We start from the raw sequence: 15,036 nt of genomic DNA, 5'->3' as shown, positions 1-15,036 counted from the left end.
TCGGCACCCCGCCTTAAAAACCAAAATATATCGGGCACAAATCTTACGCCCTGTATTGAAAAAGCCTGAAAAAACCGTCCACTAGGTACTAGAAAAACCCCACATGCACCAAAATAGTGAACAAATCATAGAAAAAAGGAAGTAAAACAGGCATTTACCATTTTATATAAACCTTGTATTGTTAAAATATTCAATATAACTATAAACAAAATGATGACCCTTAAGCTTTCCAAACACCAAAACGAAAGTTTTTTATTAGTGATCTAATGAAAGATGTCATCCACGACTCAGGAATCTTATAAAGATCTATGTCGGTAAAATTAGAAGTCAAAAATCTGTATAAAATCTTTGGTGAAAGTCCAGCCAAAGCCCTCTCTCTGCTCGATCAAGGCATCGACAAAGACGAAATTTTCTCCCGAACAGGCCAAACCGTTGGCGTTAAAGATGCAAGTCTCTCAATCAACGAAGGCGAAATCTTCGTTATTATGGGACTGTCAGGATCGGGGAAGTCCACCTTGGTACGCCTGCTCAACCGTCTTATTGAGCCAACCCGTGGCCACGTACTGATTGACGGTGAAGATATCGCGGTCATGAATGACGATCAGCTACGAAATGTGCGTCGCAAAAAAATCAGCATGGTGTTCCAGTCCTTTGCGCTTATGCCTCATATGAGTGTATTAGATAATGCGGCCTTCGGTCTGGAGCTCGCAGGTGAAGCCATTGAAACCCGACACCAAAAAGCGCAGGACGCTTTAGACCAGGTAGGGCTATCTGCCCATGCAGATTCCTATCCGGATGAGCTCTCCGGTGGTATGCAACAACGTGTAGGTCTTGCCCGGGCTCTTGCTAACAACCCTGATGTCATGCTGATGGACGAAGCTTTTTCAGCCCTTGACCCTCTCATACGTACTGAGATGCAGGACGAATTGCTGAAACTACAAGCGGAACACCAACGCACCATCGTCTTTATTTCCCATGATCTGGATGAAGCGATGCGTATTGGTGACCGTATCGCCATTATGCAGGGCGGTGAAGTCGTTCAGATCGGTACACCCGATGAAATTTTGCACAACCCAGCCAATGATTATGTACGCTCATTCTTTAAAGGTGTTGATGTCTCCAACGTCTTTAGTGCAAAAGATATCGCCCGAAAAACCCAGGTCACTATTGTTCGCAAAGATTCCAGCGAAGGTCTGCGCACCGGCCTTAAGTTGCTGCAGGACAACGATCGGGACTACGGCTATGTCATCGACAAGCTAGGGAAATTTATCGGCGTTGTTTCCGTTGATTCTCTGAAAGAAGTGATCAACACCGACCTGAAGCTGGAGCAGGCTCTGCTGACGGAACCAAAACCCGTACCGGCAGAAACCGCCATCAGTGATCTGATTGGCCTGGTAGCCAAAACCGGCTACGCCGTACCCGTTGTGGATAGCGATAGCAAATATCTGGGCAATATCAGCAAGGGCCGTCTGCTGGAAACCCTTGACCGAGAGATATAAGAATGAGCATCGGGAAATAAAAATATGAGTACTGAAAAAAATCCATTCGCAGCTGAAGCTCAGACCACTGACACTGACAACCCCTTTGCCAGCCCGGAAGCGGCCGACAACCCCTGGGGCAATGCAGAGCGATCTTCAGAAGAAGTTACCGGTAGCGAAGCTTGGCTTAACGAAGACGTTGCTGCCGTCGTGGAAGACCAAATCACTATGGCCGAGCCTTTTGCTCAGCCCTGGATACCTTTGGAGGGCTGGGTTGAAAATGCACTGGAATGGGTAGTCGGCAATTTTCGCCCCTTCTTCAGCGCTATTAAAGCTCCGGTTGATGCCACACTAACCTCGATTGACACTCTACTAAACTCCGCACACCCCTTTCTGATGATTCTGATTTTTGGACTGCTCGCCTGGCAACTTGCCAATAAGCGACTGGCTATCGGCACCGTTATCAGCCTGATTATTTTGGGTGGTATCGGTGCATGGAGCGAAGCGATGACAACACTATCGCTGGTACTGACTTCAGTCTTCTTCTGTGCCCTGCTCGGCATGCCTCTTGGTATTCTGATGGCCCGCAGTGAAAAGATTAATCAGGTATTACGCCCCACATTGGATGCGATGCAGACCACACCAGCCTTTGTCTACCTGGTACCTATTGTCATGCTGTTCGGTATCGGTAACGTACCAGGTGTTGTGGTAACGATTATCTTTGCTATGCCCCCGATTATACGCCTGACCAATCTAGGTATCCGTCAGGTACCTAGCGACCTGATTGAAGCGGCAAACTCCTTTGGCGCTCACCCTCGCCAGATGCTGTTTAAAGTACAGCTACCTCTGGCGATGCCAACAATTATGGCAGGCGTCAATCAGACACTTATGCTCTGCCTCTCCATGGTTGTCATTGCATCCATGATCTCCGTCGGCGGCCTGGGATTGATGGTCCTGCGTGGCATTGGCCGTCTCGATATCGGCCTGGCTACAGTTGGTGGTGTTGGTATCGTTATTCTGGCCATTATTCTGGATCGGATGACACAGGCCCTCGGGCAGGATTCACGAAGTCGCGGTGTCAGACACTGGTATGAAGCAGGCCCTGTAGGGATCGCTCGCCGTGCAATAGGGCGCTCATAAATGTCTGCTGATGTTCTGCCAAGACTTCACAGACCAAGCTCAACCCTCTTCTCAGAGGCTGAGCCTGAAGCAAAATATCTATAAATAAGAAAAGAAAATGGAGATACACGCATGAAATCAATGAAGAAAAGCCTGTTGACGGCTTTATCACTCAGTACAACCGTTGTCAGCAGTGCCGCACTGGCTCACGGCCATCTTCCTGGCGAAGGCATTAAGGTACAAGGTGTACACAGTCCTATTGCCGAAGAAAAGTTTCAGACCGTCGTTATCAACAAGGCACTGCAAAAGCTGGGTTATGACGTCCAGCCTATCAAAGAAGTTGACTATAGCGCCGCTTATACCGCTATCGCCAACGGTGACATCACCTATATGGCAGTAAACTGATTCCCTCTGCACAACGGTATGTACGCTAACGCCGGTGGTGACGATACTTTCTATCGCAAAGGTACATATATCAGCGGAGCTGCACAGGGCTACCTGATCGACAAAAAAACGGCTGACAAATACGGCATCACTAAAATCACCGATCTGAAAGATCCCAAGCTGGCCAAACTGTTTGATACGGATGGTGATGGCAAAGCTGATCTGACTGGCTGTCAGGCAGGATGGGGCTGTGAAGGTGTGATTGAGCATCAGCTGACCGAGTTTAAACTGCGTGATTCTATTACACACAAACAAGGTCAATACGCGGCTATTATTTCGGACACTATCGCCCGCTTTAATGATGGTGAACCTGTGCTGTACTACACTTGGACGCCATACTGGGTATCAGGCAAACTGGTTCCGGGTAAGGACGTAGTCTGGTTGGAAGTTCCATACTCCGCTAACCCGAACGGTACCGATACCGCTCTGCCAAATGGCAAAAACTATGGCTTCGATATCAACTCTGAGCGCATCGTTGCCAATAAAGAATGGGCAGAAGCAAACCCGGCTGCAGCGAAACTGTTCGAAATCATGAAGCTGCCGATTAACGCGGTTAGTGCTGAAAACATGATGATCAGCAATGGTCAGGATTCCGTTAAAGAGATCGAGCGCCACGCTGATCAGTGGATTCAGGCAAACCAGAAAACATTTGACCAGTGGATCAGTGCTGCGAAGAAAGCCGCTCATTAAAACCTGCTGAGCGATCAAGAAAAGCGGTGGCTCATAACGCCATTAACAACCCTCATCTCCGGATGAGGGTTTTCTTTCTTTTAATGACCTGCCTTCTTTACCTTGGACTTCCATTAAACTAACGCTACTTTCGTGTTTATAGCACTGCGATTCCATCACCATGAACTAAAGACGTCCACGGCGACAGAAACACCTCCTCTATTCCACTAATCCAGGCAACCAGAGCACGATTGACGGGAAAAGAATACAGAGTGCCAAACCCATTAACTGAAGCAGAACAAAAGGAATAATAGAGCGATAGATGGTCCCTATACTCACATCCCCCTGGGTTATCCCCTTCAGATAAAACAGCGCATAGCCGAAGGGTGGGGTAAGAAAGCTGGTCTGCAGGTTGATCGCCACCAAAATGGCAAACCAGACCATCAGTCCACTACCGCTAAGCCCCTCAAATTCCAGCCCAGACACTACTGGCAGCAACAGGGGCAGAATCACAAAACTGATCTCGATCCACTCCAGAAAGAAACCCAGAAGGAAGATCAGTCCCATTAATAACATCAGTAATCCATAGGGCCCCAACCCAGTGCCGGTGATCAGCTCCTCAATCATATCCGCACCACCCAGACGTTTGAATACCACGCTGAAGCAGGTGGCTCCGATCACCACAAACAATATCATGGCGGACGTTTTTGAAGTCGAACGACAGACATAGCGCAGGGTATCGATATTGAGCTGTTTTAGAAACAGCGCCAGCAGCATGGAGCCAGCAGCCCCAATCGCAGCGGCTTCAGTGGGAGTAGCGACCCCAGCCATAATAGAGCCCAATACAGCCACAATCAGCACCAGAGGCCCCAGCAGATCCCTCAATAACGCCAAACCGAGCGGCAACTGATCTTCCGACAGATGAGCCTCACTCCCCTCACTGGCCAAGGGTGCCCACTCGGGGCGCAGATAAGCTACGGTCAACAGGTATAAGGTGTACAACCCACCCAACATCAACCCCGGAATCAGCGCCGCCTTAAACAGATCACCCACCGAGATATTCATAATGGAGCCCATCAGCACCAGCATAATAGAGGGTGGAATCAGAATCCCCAAAGTGCCCGATGCGGCTACCACACCATAAGCCATCTCCGGCTTGTAGCCCTGCTTCAGCATAACAGGCAAAGCCAGTAACCCCAGCATCACCACAGAGGCCCCGATAATGCCGGTACTGGCGGCCATCACCACCCCCAGCAATGCTACAGAAACGGCTAAACCTCCCCGCACATTACCAAACAGGCGCTGTAAGGTAAGCAACAGGTTTTTAGCTACCCCAGAGCGCTCCAGCATCAACCCCATAAAGACAAACAGAGGGATGGCAATCAACAGCCAGTTTTCAATCACACCCCCAAAAATTCGCGAAGACACTGTTCCCAGAAACGCCAGAGGGATATCACCGATAAAAGCAAAAAGTATCCCCAGGCCACCCAGAAGAAATGCCACGGGGTAACCACTGAAAATCCCCACCAACAAAGCAACAACCATGGCAATCGCCATTCCATATTCATCCAGCATCAGTGTTCTCCTCTACATCACGTGCCGGATCCATAATCCGTGCCAGTCGGTCAAACACCTGCCCCAGAGCACCCAGTGCCAATAAAATCAGGCCCGCTGGCAAAGCTCCTTTGATCAGATAACGATCGGTTAATCCACCATAGTTGGACTGTTCCCCGGAGATAAAAGACATCTGTACCATGTGCCGTGACAGCCAGGCGATCAGAATGCAGAAGGGCAGCAGCATTAACAAATGACCCAAAATATCCACCCAATGCTGAGTTCTACGGGACATGGACTGATGAAACATATCCACCCGGACATGAGTATTTGAGTGCATTGCGTAGCTGGCCCCGATCAGTGTCAACAGACCAAAAAGATGCCACTGAAGCTCGGTAACCGAGTTGATCGTTACACCCTGACCGAACAGAAAGACCTCCTTGTCCCAATGCATCAATTCATTGATACCCAGAGCGTTCATCACCACTGTGGTTAACACAGCCACCATAACCGCCAGCACCAACCAGCTGCTGACACGACCAAGCCAGACCCCGCACCCGATTAGAGGGAGGGCAATCATGGCACACCAGTGGGCACCCTGCTGGCGCCAGCCGGGTATAAGAAAACCTGATTGAGATCTGCTGAAATTCATAATATTCATCCACCAGAGCAGAAAGCCTCATATGAGACTCCCTGGCTTATTTTAATTTCGGATTATTACCCGGTTCAGTTAACAGAAAAAGTAACCTCTGTCAGCCTGTTGAACCCAGCTGAAAGGTTTCCGTTAACAACACTTAGGTTCCCTCTGCCAGGCAAACCGGCAGAGAGAAGGGGAGGAGGTTAGCGTGGAATGGATTGCAGCTCGTACCACTCATCAACCAGTTTGGTATGTTCCATCAGAGATTCGTATGCTTTCTTGAACAGAGGGTTATTTTTCATCTCTTCCTCACGCACTTCATCCCAGCCTTTACGCAGTTCCGCCAGAACAGGATCCGGGAAGCGTTTTACCTGAATACCCTTCGCTTCCAGTTTACGGATCGTACGTATTTGCTCCGCTGGTGCTTCAGCCATCGCCCATTGCAGAGTCGCACGACAGGCCGTTTCGAACTGCGCTTTAGTCTGCTTGTCATACTCGTTCCAAACATCCTTATTAACAATAAAGGAGAACCAGCTGGCGGACTGATGCCAACCTGGGAAGTAGTAGTATTTAGTAATATCCTCAAAACCCATCAGCTGATCCACCTGTGGAACTGAGAACTCAGACGCATCAATACGGCCACGCTCAAGTGCCAGGTAGATCTCACCACCAGGGATCAACTGAGTAGACGCACCGTATTTTTTAAGAACCTTGGCACCCAGACCGGAGATACGAATACGCAAGCCATCGAAATCCTCGATATCATTGATCTCTTTGTTATACCATCCGCCTGTTTCCTGGGGTGAGATAAAGCAGGGTAGTACCTTTACATTGTACTGATCGTAGGCGCTCTGCAGGATTTCAGTCCCCTCACCAGCCCACATCCAGGACATAAATGCCTCAGGACTTGGCCCAAAGGGAAGTGCACCATATAGATTAGTAACCGGCACAGTACCTGCCCAGTAACCGATCCAGTCCCAGCCCGCGGGAATAGCGCCGGAAGAGACTGAGTTAAACACTTCAAAGGCAGGAACCAGATCACCTGGGTTATGTACTTTCAGCTTGACCTTGCCATCGGTCACTGTTTCCAGCTCCTTGGCAAAACGTACCGCCCCTTCACCAATAAAAATATTGGTACTAAAGGTATTAGCCACATCCAGCTTAGCCGGGCCGGCAGCCTGCAACGTGGTAGATAGTGCCAGTGCGGCCACACCGGCACCAATTGCACTTGTAACGCGAGAGTACTGACTCATGATTTCACTTCCTATTGTTGTTGTTACGTCAGTTGAAACCTGAAGACTCCACTCCGGACAGCCTATGGAGCGGGTTCAGTTACTTCATGGGTACTGTGGTTATTCTAGTATTAGCACTCAGGCATAGAGTGCCTAACTATTGCGAAGCAGATTGACCGATGCCTTCTGCTCCGAAACACCCGCCCCCATACGTAGATGGCAGGCTGAGTGTTTGCAACGAACACCTGTTTGATCCTTTTATTTTTCTATGCGCAGGGCTCAGGCTTAAACAGAAGTATCTTTGCAGTATGATCTGAGCCTAGCGGTGCTAACGGTTGACAGACAACGAGCAACAAAGCACATTGGTTGTGCAAAAATGCACAAGGATCCTACATGCTAAACTGGCAGGATATTCAGATCTTCCTTGAAGTGGCCCGAGCTAACCGTCTGACCGACGCAGCCCGCCGGCTCAACATAGACCATTCCACAGTCTCACGCCGTATCCGTCGCTTTGAAACTCAACTGAATACCCAACTGTTTGAGCGTAGCACTCACGGCTACCGACTAACTGGAGCCGGAGAGCAGTTACTGCTGTTTGCGGAGGAGATGGCTCGGCAGGTCACAGGGGCCAACGAACATATTAGTGATCAGAATCTGAAAATCAGTGGTCAGATCCGTATCGGTGTTACCGAGGGCTTCGGCACCTATGTTATCACCCCTCTTCTGAATGCTTTTCAGGAGCGCTACCCTGAGCTAACCATAGAGTTGTTAGCTCTGCCCAGAGCGGTCAGTCTTGGTCGGCACGAGGCGGATTTGGCGATCACTATTGACCGGCCACGGAATGCGGAAATGATCGTCTCACGGCTCTGCAACTACAAGCTGCAGCTTTATGGTGAGCAGGAGTACCTGGAACGACGCGGACGTCCGGACACCATAAAGTCCCTGTCCACTTTCGATCTGATCGGCTATGTAGATGATCTGGTTTTCAGTGACCAGCTATGCTACCTGGACCCAATGCTACAGGAGCTCAAAACCACCCCTCATTTCACCCTGCGCAGCACAAGCCTTATTACTCAGATGCATGCGGTTCTGGCGGGTAGCGGCCTGTCCGTTCTCCCCTGCTTTATGGCGGCACAGGAGCCCCGGTTGGAACCCTTACTGAAAGAAGAGATTAATATCTACCGAGAATTCTGGATCGCAGCCCGGCCAGAACAGCGACAACTGCTACGGGTACGACTGCTATGGCAGTTTTTAAAGCAGGCAATTGAACTGAATCAGGCCTGGCTGATGGGAGAGGATAGTACAGACCTGCCGCACCGCCTTCGCTTACCACCTATTGATCCGTGACGGCTCCCCGCCGGGCGAGGGTTTACACGATTTGTGCTAAAAAATAAGACCCAAAAAGCCCTCAAAGGCTTTACCTTCAAGGGCTCTGGAGTACAAAAAACGGGGGTTAAACCAAATTCTTACAGCGTTTTAGTACAGAAATAGAAATCCACACACTCGTAATCACCGGACTTCATGCGCTCCTCAGCACCTTCAGCTGTTGCTGACGGTGGCACAATCACTTTATCGCCCGGCTGCCAGCCCTCCGGCGTTGCAACCTGATGCTCATCACTGGTTTGCATCGCATCCAGCATTCGCAGGAACTCAGGAATTGAACGCCCATTGCTCATCGGGTAGTAAACCATAGCCCGCAGGATACCCTCAGGATCAATCAGAAAAGTTGCCCGAACTGCAGATGTATCAGCGGCTCCCGGGTGGATCATGCCATAAGCACGGGCAACATCCATTTTCAGATCTGCGATGATCGGGAACGGAATCTCAACACCAAATTTCTCTTTAATATTGCGCATCCAGGCTATGTGCGAGTGATGACTATCAATCGAAAGCCCAAGCAATTCACAGTTCCGCTTATTAAACTCTGGGGCTAATTTAGCGAATGCCATAAATTCAGTAGTGCATACCGGTGTAAAGTCCGCAGGGTGGGAAAAGAGTACCAGCCACTTCCCTTTATAGTCTTCCAGAGTCTTCACACCATCAGTGGTCGGGGCGCTAAACGCTGGAGCTGGTTCATTCAGTCGTGGTAAACCTGCAACTTGCTGTATGTTATTGTCCATTTAATTTCTCCGTCTTCATTCGTTGTGTTCACCTCTAATTTAACATCTGCTAATAAAATAAACACAAGAAATAACCGATCAGAACCATAGGTTAACCCTATGGCTCTGCGGGAAGGTTATTCGTCAAATGGTCGAGGTTTTGGAGTCTGGTCAACAGACGGCGGTAAAATCGGCATCATGAACTGAGGCTGTTCGCCGGTCAGGGTTTTCAGGAATGCAACAATTTTGGCATTCTCTTCTTCAGTGAACTTGCGGCCGAGTTGCAGACGTCCCATGATATCAGTGGCCTCTGTGAGGGTTTCTGCCTCTCCATCATGGAAGTAGGGGTAGGTCAGCTCTACGTTACGCAACGTCGGTACTTTAAACATAAAGCGATCTGCATCTTTGCCGGTTACAGCCGCGCGGCCTTCAACCTGATTACGGGTCTGGTAAGGCTCCATAATGCCCATTTTCTGGAATGAGTTCCCGCCAACAGCCTCACCATTGTGGCAGGCGACACAACCGCTACTCTTAAAGAGCTTGTATCCTTCAAGCTCATACTGGCTAATCGCACGATCATCGCCCAGCAACCAACGGTCAAACGGTGCATTTGGCGTTACCAGTGTTTTTTCAAACTCAGCAATCGCATCCGTAATACGGTCTATATTGACTGTACCGCTATCACCAAACACCTGCTTAAAGTCATGTACATAACCAGGAATAGAAGCAACAACATCTACAGCCAGAGTGTGGGACGATGCCATCTCTCCGGGGTTCGCTATTGGGCCACCGGCCTGCTCTTTAAGATCTGCAGCCCGACCATCCCAGAACTGAGCCAAACTCAGACTTGAGTTAAGCACCGTAGGAGAATTAATCGGACCTTCCTGCCACTTATGGCCAATCGAGGTTTTAATATTATCGGTTCCCCCCATGCTCAGGTTATGGCAGGAATTACATGAAATAAACCCGGAAACTGAAAGCCTTGGGTCAAAATAAAGCTTTTTCCCTAACTCAGATAATGCAAGGTTAATTTCTTTTACCGGTGATACAGGTTGTATCGGTTCGCTACGCATATCTGCAACTGCAAAGGGGGCCAACCCTATAAAAGTCGCTGCAATAAATAAATGCTTCATTAAACTACCTCTCAAGCTATGACGAATCATGAGTACAAGGGTAACTTAACGCCAAATATCCAGACAAAAAAAGGGGCTATATATATGACCCAAAGCAATCATAATACAGCCAGCTACAACAAACATTTTTCTTAAACAAACCTGAGCCATTGCGACCTGCCAGGCAAATACTTATGATGCCTGCCCTGTTTTACTCTTTACTATCCTGCCCTAGCCTGAATGAGTACCTTATGCCAGCTAAAAAGCCTTCACGATCGCCCAAAAGAGCCTCTGCAAAAAATGCTGGCCGTCCATCTGCCTCCGGCCGTATTCATAAAAGCCGCAGCAGTACAGGACGCCCCCAACAAGCGGGCGGTCCCCGCAGCCGGGCTAATACACAGACGCCTTCAATGTTTAACACCCTAGTCTGTGCACTGCTGTCAGATGTTCTGCACAACAAAAAAGCCCTGGATCGCAGTTATGCCTATCATTTTTCCCGCAATGAGATGACACCCATTGAGCAGGGGCGAATTGTAAATGCTACCGGTGATATTATGCGCCGCCTGAGTTTTTATCTTTTCATTGCCGAACTGGTCGACCCTGCCGATGAGAAAGCACCGGAGCGCCTTCTACTGGCATGGCTTACGGAGCAGGGCCGGGCACCTAAACAGCACAGTAAGAGCAGGAAAACAGGTTTCAGTATTGATCACCGCCGCATCGAAGAGGCCAACCAATGGCCATTGTTGAAAGATGGCTGCCCCGAATGGCTCGATAAGATTGCCCAGCAGCAATTAGGGCGGCGCTGGCCACAGGAACGAGAGTTTCTGGCCCAAGCTCCGCTGCGTTACATTCGGGTCAATCAACTAAAAGGAACCCGGGAGCAATTACAGCAGCAGCTCAAAGCGGAACAAATTCCCAGTGAGCCTGTGGGAAAACAACCGGATGCACTGATTATTCGTGGCGATGTTCCTCTGTTTCGCAGCAAGAGCTTCCACGACGGCTGGTTTGAGCAGCAGGATCTGGGGTCCCAACAGATCGCCAGAATGCTGAACCCCAAGCCTGGTATGCTCACCGTTGATGCCTGCGCAGGAACCGGCGGTAAAACCCTGCATATAGCCGCCCTGATGCAGAATAAAGGGCGTATCATTGCGATGGATGTGGAACAGCGCAAGCTGGATCAGTTGCGTAAGCGCGCCAAACGAACCGGAATCAACAACCTGGAAACCCGCCTGATCGAGTCATCCACTCAGATCAAACGCCTTCGGGCCAGTGCCGATCGTGTTCTGCTGGATGTGCCTTGTTCCGGCCTTGGTGTTCTACGCCGTAATCCGGAAGCCAAATGGAACCCTCTGTTTGACGACCTTGAACAGCTCTGCATAACCCAGCAGGATATTCTGCAGCGCTACAGCAAGATGGCAAAGGTGGGTGGCGAGGTGGTTTATGCCACCTGCAGCATTCTGCCGATGGAGAATCAGGATCAGGTTGCTCACTTCCTGCAAAACTGCAGCGGTGCTTTTGAGTTACTGGAAGAGACAACGATCTACCCGTCCACGCTGAACAGTGATGGCTTCTATATGGCACGCCTGAAGCGGGTTGCTTAAACTTGACGACCCACACAGATACGCCGATAAAACCTTAGCTCCGTAAAAAAGCGGCAAACTGACCGAGGAATCGATATGGAACGCTTTGACCAGATCTATCAGAGGGCTGCGGAACGCAAAGGTGGAGAAGCGACTCTGGAAGCCCTACTCCCAAACTCACTTAGCCGTGAAGCACTTGCGGCTCTGGATGACAGTCGCTATCTGGCTCAGTTCACCAAATCGGTGTTTCAGTCAGGATTTGTTTGGCGGGTTGTGGAACAAAAATGGTCGGATTTTGAGCAACACTTCTTCCATTTTGAACCGGATACCCTGCTGCTGCTTAGTGATGAACAATGGGAGCAGAAAGCCAAAGACCCGAAAATCATTCGTAATCTGAGCAAGGTGATGACCATAAAGCACAATGCCCAGATGATCTACGACCTGCAGTTTGAGCACAAAAGCTTTGCGCGTTTTATTGCGAACTGGCCGGAAGAGGATATCGTTGGTCTTTGGCAATACCTGAAAAAGCACGGCAAACGCCTGGGAGGCAATACCGGACCTTACGCCCTGCGCCAGCTGGGTGTGGATACTTTTATCTTCACCAACGATGTGTGGGCTTACCTAAAAGCCCATAATGTGGTCACAGCCACCAGCCCAACCAGCAAGAAGGCGATGCAGGAAGCCCAGGATGCCTTTAACCGGTGGCGACAGGAGTCCGGTCGCTCCTTTGCCGCTATCAGCCGGACCATTGCCATGGGTGTTGGGGAAAACTACATCTGAGTGCAGATAAACGACTATGGCTTAATAAAAAAGGTGACAATTTTAAATTGTCACCCTTTTCTTTTAGCCATGGATTACCCAAAACCCTCTACCTAAGAATAAAGTACACTGAAAGTGCCGTCAGGGTCGCCATCAGCATATTAAAACGACCCCGAATCTGATCCGAAGTCAGTAGACGGCCAATGGCGCTGCCAAAGCCAGCCCAAGCGTTCTGAGTCATATTCATCACGGTAAAAGCCACCAGAATAATGAGCATAATCGACTGCCAATACACCTCGCCTGCAACAGAAAAAGCCGAGACCATGGATAAGTTCATTACCCAGGCTTTGGGATTCAGATACTGAAACAAAGCCATCTGAATAAACCCGACGGGCTCCTGGCCCTCTTCCACGGACATCTCCTGAACCGGACTACGTAGTATTTTCCACGCCAACCAGACCAGATAAGCCCCACCTGCCATTTTCAGAAGAGTGTGCAGTATCGGCCATTGCTGAAAAAGGATACCGAGGCCAGCCGCAACCATAACAATCTGACTGGCTGTCCCGAAAATAATGCCGTACACCCCGGGTAAGGATTTACGAAAGCCAAACCGAGCACCAGTTGCCGTCAGAATAATATTATTCGGACCCGGTGTACCTGCTGTGCTCAACACAAAGAGTGCTACCGGCAGATAAAACCCTTCCAAAGTAAATATAAGCCCTACTGCATCCATCTCCGATTCCTCTGTAAGCTTTTAATTGCAGCCAGAAATGCCACCGGCTGTCTCTGCGGCTGGTATACACTCCAAAATGATTATTGTCGCGATACAATTCAAAGCTTAAACTCAGCTTTGTATCGTTTACACCGGACCAATTGTCACTATAGCCTTAGCAATAAAAAAGGATCAATCCTTTTATTGTCACCATTACAATAACCATTAATACCAGAGAACAAACAGCATCATGTGGACTCCAAAACTTGAACATTTTCACGGCCCTCGCTACATCGCGATTGCAGATGCGATAGCTGAATCAATTGCTCAAGGTGATCTTAATGATGGTGACCGGCTGCCAACTCATCGGGCTCTGGCAGATACGTTAGGCGTCACTGTCGGCACGATTACCCGTGCCTATGCAGAAGCAGAGCGCCGGGGCTTGGTAACCGCACGGGTTGGACGAGGCTCTTTTGTTACAACGCCCCATGCTCAGGGGCAAAGATTTATGATTCAGGGCGAGATCGAGCCAGACTGTGTTGACCTGCAGCTGAACCTCCCCATTGCCCATGACAGAGCTGATGCTCTGAGCCAATCGATGCAGGAGCTTGCTTCAGATACCGTGAAAATGAACCGAATACTGGGCTACCAGCCGGATATTGGAATGCCTGAACACCGGGAAGCGGCTGCAGAGTGGTTGGGGTTAACAGGTTTACGCACAAGCGCCGATAAACTGATGATCACGGGGGGTGGGCAGAATGCTATTATGCTGACACTCATGGCACTAACACGCTCCGGCGATATCATTCTGTCTGAAGCGATCACGTACCCCGGCTTTATGGCGGTCACCCATCAATTAGGATTACGGCCACAACCGGTGGCCATGGACGAAGAAGGTGTGATCCCCTCTGCCTTTGAAGATGCGTGCAAACAATTCTCCCCCCGGGTACTTTATTGCACTCCTTCGCTGCAAAACCCTACCAACGCCATAATGTCCGAAGCCCGCCGGGAAGCAGTGGCTGAGATTGCCCGTCGCTATCATGTTTGGATCATTGAAGACTCAGTAAATGCAAACCTCCTTGAAAATGCACCGCCACCACTGGCTGAGATCGCACCGGACAAAGTAATTTACATAAACAGCGCGTCAAAAACACTGGCAGCAGGTATCCGCGTTGGCTGGGTGGTTGCACCCGATGAGATTCACTCCCAGATATCAAATGCATTGAGAGCCTCTCAGTGGATGACCAGCCCCCTTATCGCAGAGATTTGCACCCGATGGATTAAAAGTGGCCTGGCAAACCAGCTGCTTGAGGAACAAAAAAGAGAGCTAATACTACGCAACCAGCTTATGACTGAGTACCTGGGGGCATTCAACTGCCGAATTAACCCTTATAGTCTCCATGCCTGGCTTGAACTGCCGGAACCGTGGCGTAGCCGTGAATTTATCCAACAGGCCCAGCGTCGTAATGTAAAAGTTATTGGTGAAGATAACTTTATTGTCGCTCAGTACCGGGCTCCCCAGGCGATTCGTCTGTCATCCAGCAGCGCGTGGTCGCAGAATCATCTGGAGCGAGGCCTAAAGATTCTGGCAGAACTGTTACACCAGGAGCCGGAACCTTCTTTGTCTGTTTTTTAAGTACA

The 15,036-nt window shown here is 49.7% G+C and carries 14 protein-coding genes; 8 read left to right on the top strand and 6 right to left on the bottom strand.

Annotation, left to right across the window (positions count from 1 at the left end; translation table 11 throughout):
* Positions 1 to 308: 308 nt before the first annotated feature.
* The 4 genes from proV (at position 309) to proX (ending at position 3,731) form a co-directional block, all read left to right on the top strand.
* Positions 309 to 1,499, top strand: a complete 1,191-nt coding sequence (proV, locus tag BTA35_RS13230; protein ID WP_078320283.1) for a glycine betaine/L-proline ABC transporter ATP-binding protein ProV — start codon at positions 309 to 311, stop codon at positions 1,497 to 1,499.
* Positions 1,500 to 1,523: 24 nt separating this feature from the next.
* Positions 1,524 to 2,618, top strand: a complete 1,095-nt coding sequence (gene proW, locus BTA35_RS13225) for a glycine betaine/L-proline ABC transporter permease ProW (protein ID WP_078320282.1) — start codon at positions 1,524 to 1,526, stop codon at positions 2,616 to 2,618.
* 111 nt (positions 2,619 to 2,729) lie between these two features.
* Positions 2,730 to 3,002 (top strand): type 2 periplasmic-binding domain-containing protein, encoded by a 273-nt coding sequence (locus BTA35_RS18505; RefSeq protein WP_238377598.1) that lies wholly within the window; start codon positions 2,730 to 2,732, stop codon positions 3,000 to 3,002.
* Positions 3,003 to 3,008: 6 nt separating this feature from the next.
* The gene (gene proX, locus BTA35_RS13220) at positions 3,009 to 3,731 is read left to right on the top strand and encodes a glycine betaine/L-proline ABC transporter substrate-binding protein ProX (RefSeq protein ID WP_274378432.1); all 723 of its coding nucleotides are present in this window, start codon (positions 3,009 to 3,011) and stop codon (positions 3,729 to 3,731) included.
* 198 nt (positions 3,732 to 3,929) lie between these two features.
* Here the strand turns inward: proX and BTA35_RS13215 are convergent, their stop codons facing one another.
* The 3 genes from BTA35_RS13215 to BTA35_RS13205 all read right to left on the bottom strand — a co-directional run bounded on the left by BTA35_RS13215 (position 3,930) and on the right by BTA35_RS13205 (position 7,154).
* The gene (locus BTA35_RS13215) at positions 3,930 to 5,285 is read right to left on the bottom strand and encodes a TRAP transporter large permease (RefSeq protein ID WP_078320281.1); all 1,356 of its coding nucleotides are present in this window, start codon (positions 5,283 to 5,285) and stop codon (positions 3,930 to 3,932) included.
* Positions 5,275 to 5,916 carry a TRAP transporter small permease subunit gene (locus tag BTA35_RS13210; protein ID WP_078320371.1) on the bottom strand — a complete coding sequence of 214 codons (642 nt, stop codon included), beginning with the start codon at positions 5,914 to 5,916 and terminating at the stop codon, positions 5,275 to 5,277. The genes BTA35_RS13215 and BTA35_RS13210 overlap by 11 nt, the downstream gene beginning before the upstream one ends.
* 188 nt (positions 5,917 to 6,104) lie before the next feature.
* Positions 6,105 to 7,154, bottom strand: coding sequence for a TRAP transporter substrate-binding protein (locus tag BTA35_RS13205; protein WP_078320280.1), 1,050 nt, complete (start codon positions 7,152 to 7,154; stop codon positions 6,105 to 6,107).
* Positions 7,155 to 7,526: 372 nt separating this feature from the next.
* Here BTA35_RS13205 and BTA35_RS13200 point away from each other — a divergent pair, with 372 nt between their 5' ends.
* On the top strand, positions 7,527 to 8,480 hold the full coding sequence (locus BTA35_RS13200; protein WP_078320279.1) for a LysR family transcriptional regulator: 954 nt from the start codon (positions 7,527 to 7,529) through the stop codon (positions 8,478 to 8,480).
* 119 nt (positions 8,481 to 8,599) lie between these two features.
* Here BTA35_RS13200 and BTA35_RS13195 read toward each other — a convergent pair whose 3' ends face one another.
* Complete coding sequence (locus tag BTA35_RS13195) at positions 8,600 to 9,253, bottom strand: peroxiredoxin (protein ID WP_078320278.1); 654 nt, start codon at positions 9,251 to 9,253, stop codon at positions 8,600 to 8,602.
* A gap of 116 nt (positions 9,254 to 9,369) precedes the next feature.
* Positions 9,370 to 10,365 carry a cytochrome-c peroxidase gene (locus tag BTA35_RS13190; protein WP_078320277.1) on the bottom strand — a complete coding sequence of 332 codons (996 nt, stop codon included), beginning with the start codon at positions 10,363 to 10,365 and terminating at the stop codon, positions 9,370 to 9,372.
* Positions 10,366 to 10,754: 389 nt separating this feature from the next.
* Here BTA35_RS13190 and BTA35_RS13185 point away from each other — a divergent pair, with 389 nt between their 5' ends.
* Together BTA35_RS13185 and BTA35_RS13180 are read left to right on the top strand one after the other, a co-directional pair.
* Complete coding sequence (locus BTA35_RS13185) at positions 10,755 to 11,945, top strand: RsmB/NOP family class I SAM-dependent RNA methyltransferase (RefSeq protein WP_078320370.1); 1,191 nt, start codon at positions 10,755 to 10,757, stop codon at positions 11,943 to 11,945.
* Between the two features lie 75 nt (positions 11,946 to 12,020).
* Positions 12,021 to 12,704 (top strand): DNA-3-methyladenine glycosylase I, encoded by a 684-nt coding sequence (locus tag BTA35_RS13180; protein ID WP_078320276.1) that lies wholly within the window; start codon positions 12,021 to 12,023, stop codon positions 12,702 to 12,704.
* A gap of 88 nt (positions 12,705 to 12,792) precedes the next feature.
* Here the strand turns inward: BTA35_RS13180 and BTA35_RS13175 are convergent, their stop codons facing one another.
* On the bottom strand, positions 12,793 to 13,416 hold the full coding sequence (locus tag BTA35_RS13175; protein WP_078320275.1) for a LysE family translocator: 624 nt from the start codon (positions 13,414 to 13,416) through the stop codon (positions 12,793 to 12,795).
* A gap of 229 nt (positions 13,417 to 13,645) precedes the next feature.
* Between BTA35_RS13175 and ehuR the strand changes: the two genes are divergently transcribed.
* Positions 13,646 to 15,031 carry a MocR-like ectoine utilization transcription factor EhuR gene (gene ehuR / locus BTA35_RS13170; protein WP_078320274.1) on the top strand — a complete coding sequence of 462 codons (1,386 nt, stop codon included), beginning with the start codon at positions 13,646 to 13,648 and terminating at the stop codon, positions 15,029 to 15,031.
* The last annotated feature ends 5 nt before the right edge of the window (positions 15,032 to 15,036 follow it).

This window comes from Oceanospirillum linum (assembly GCF_001995095.2).
Taxonomy (GTDB): domain Bacteria; phylum Pseudomonadota; class Gammaproteobacteria; order Pseudomonadales; family Halomonadaceae; genus Oceanospirillum; species Oceanospirillum linum.
The sequence above is the reverse complement of the archived record's forward strand: the minus strand, read 5'-3'. Positions and strand labels throughout refer to the sequence as shown.

Bases quoted from the DNA above. Each gene is read 5' to 3' on its own strand.
- BTA35_RS13190 (WP_078320277.1), bottom strand. From the start codon at position 10,365: ATGAAGCATTTATTTATTGCAGCGACTTTTATAGGGTTGGCCCCCTTT.
- BTA35_RS18505 (WP_238377598.1), top strand. From the start codon at position 2,730: ATGAAATCAATGAAGAAAAGCCTGTTGACGGCTTTATCACTCAGTACA.
- BTA35_RS13210 (WP_078320371.1), bottom strand. From the start codon at position 5,916: ATGAATTTCAGCAGATCTCAATCAGGTTTTCTTATACCCGGCTGGCGC.
- BTA35_RS13205 (WP_078320280.1), bottom strand. From the start codon at position 7,154: ATGAGTCAGTACTCTCGCGTTACAAGTGCAATTGGTGCCGGTGTGGCC.
- ehuR (WP_078320274.1), top strand. From the start codon at position 13,646: ATGTGGACTCCAAAACTTGAACATTTTCACGGCCCTCGCTACATCGCG.
- BTA35_RS13185 (WP_078320370.1), top strand. From the start codon at position 10,755: ATGTTTAACACCCTAGTCTGTGCACTGCTGTCAGATGTTCTGCACAAC.
- BTA35_RS13200 (WP_078320279.1), top strand. From the start codon at position 7,527: ATGCTAAACTGGCAGGATATTCAGATCTTCCTTGAAGTGGCCCGAGCT.
- proW (WP_078320282.1), top strand. From the start codon at position 1,524: ATGAGTACTGAAAAAAATCCATTCGCAGCTGAAGCTCAGACCACTGAC.
- BTA35_RS13195 (WP_078320278.1), bottom strand. From the start codon at position 9,253: ATGGACAATAACATACAGCAAGTTGCAGGTTTACCACGACTGAATGAA.
- proV (WP_078320283.1), top strand. From the start codon at position 309: ATGTCGGTAAAATTAGAAGTCAAAAATCTGTATAAAATCTTTGGTGAA.
- BTA35_RS13180 (WP_078320276.1), top strand. From the start codon at position 12,021: ATGGAACGCTTTGACCAGATCTATCAGAGGGCTGCGGAACGCAAAGGT.
- BTA35_RS13175 (WP_078320275.1), bottom strand. From the start codon at position 13,416: ATGGATGCAGTAGGGCTTATATTTACTTTGGAAGGGTTTTATCTGCCG.
- BTA35_RS13215 (WP_078320281.1), bottom strand. From the start codon at position 5,285: ATGCTGGATGAATATGGAATGGCGATTGCCATGGTTGTTGCTTTGTTG.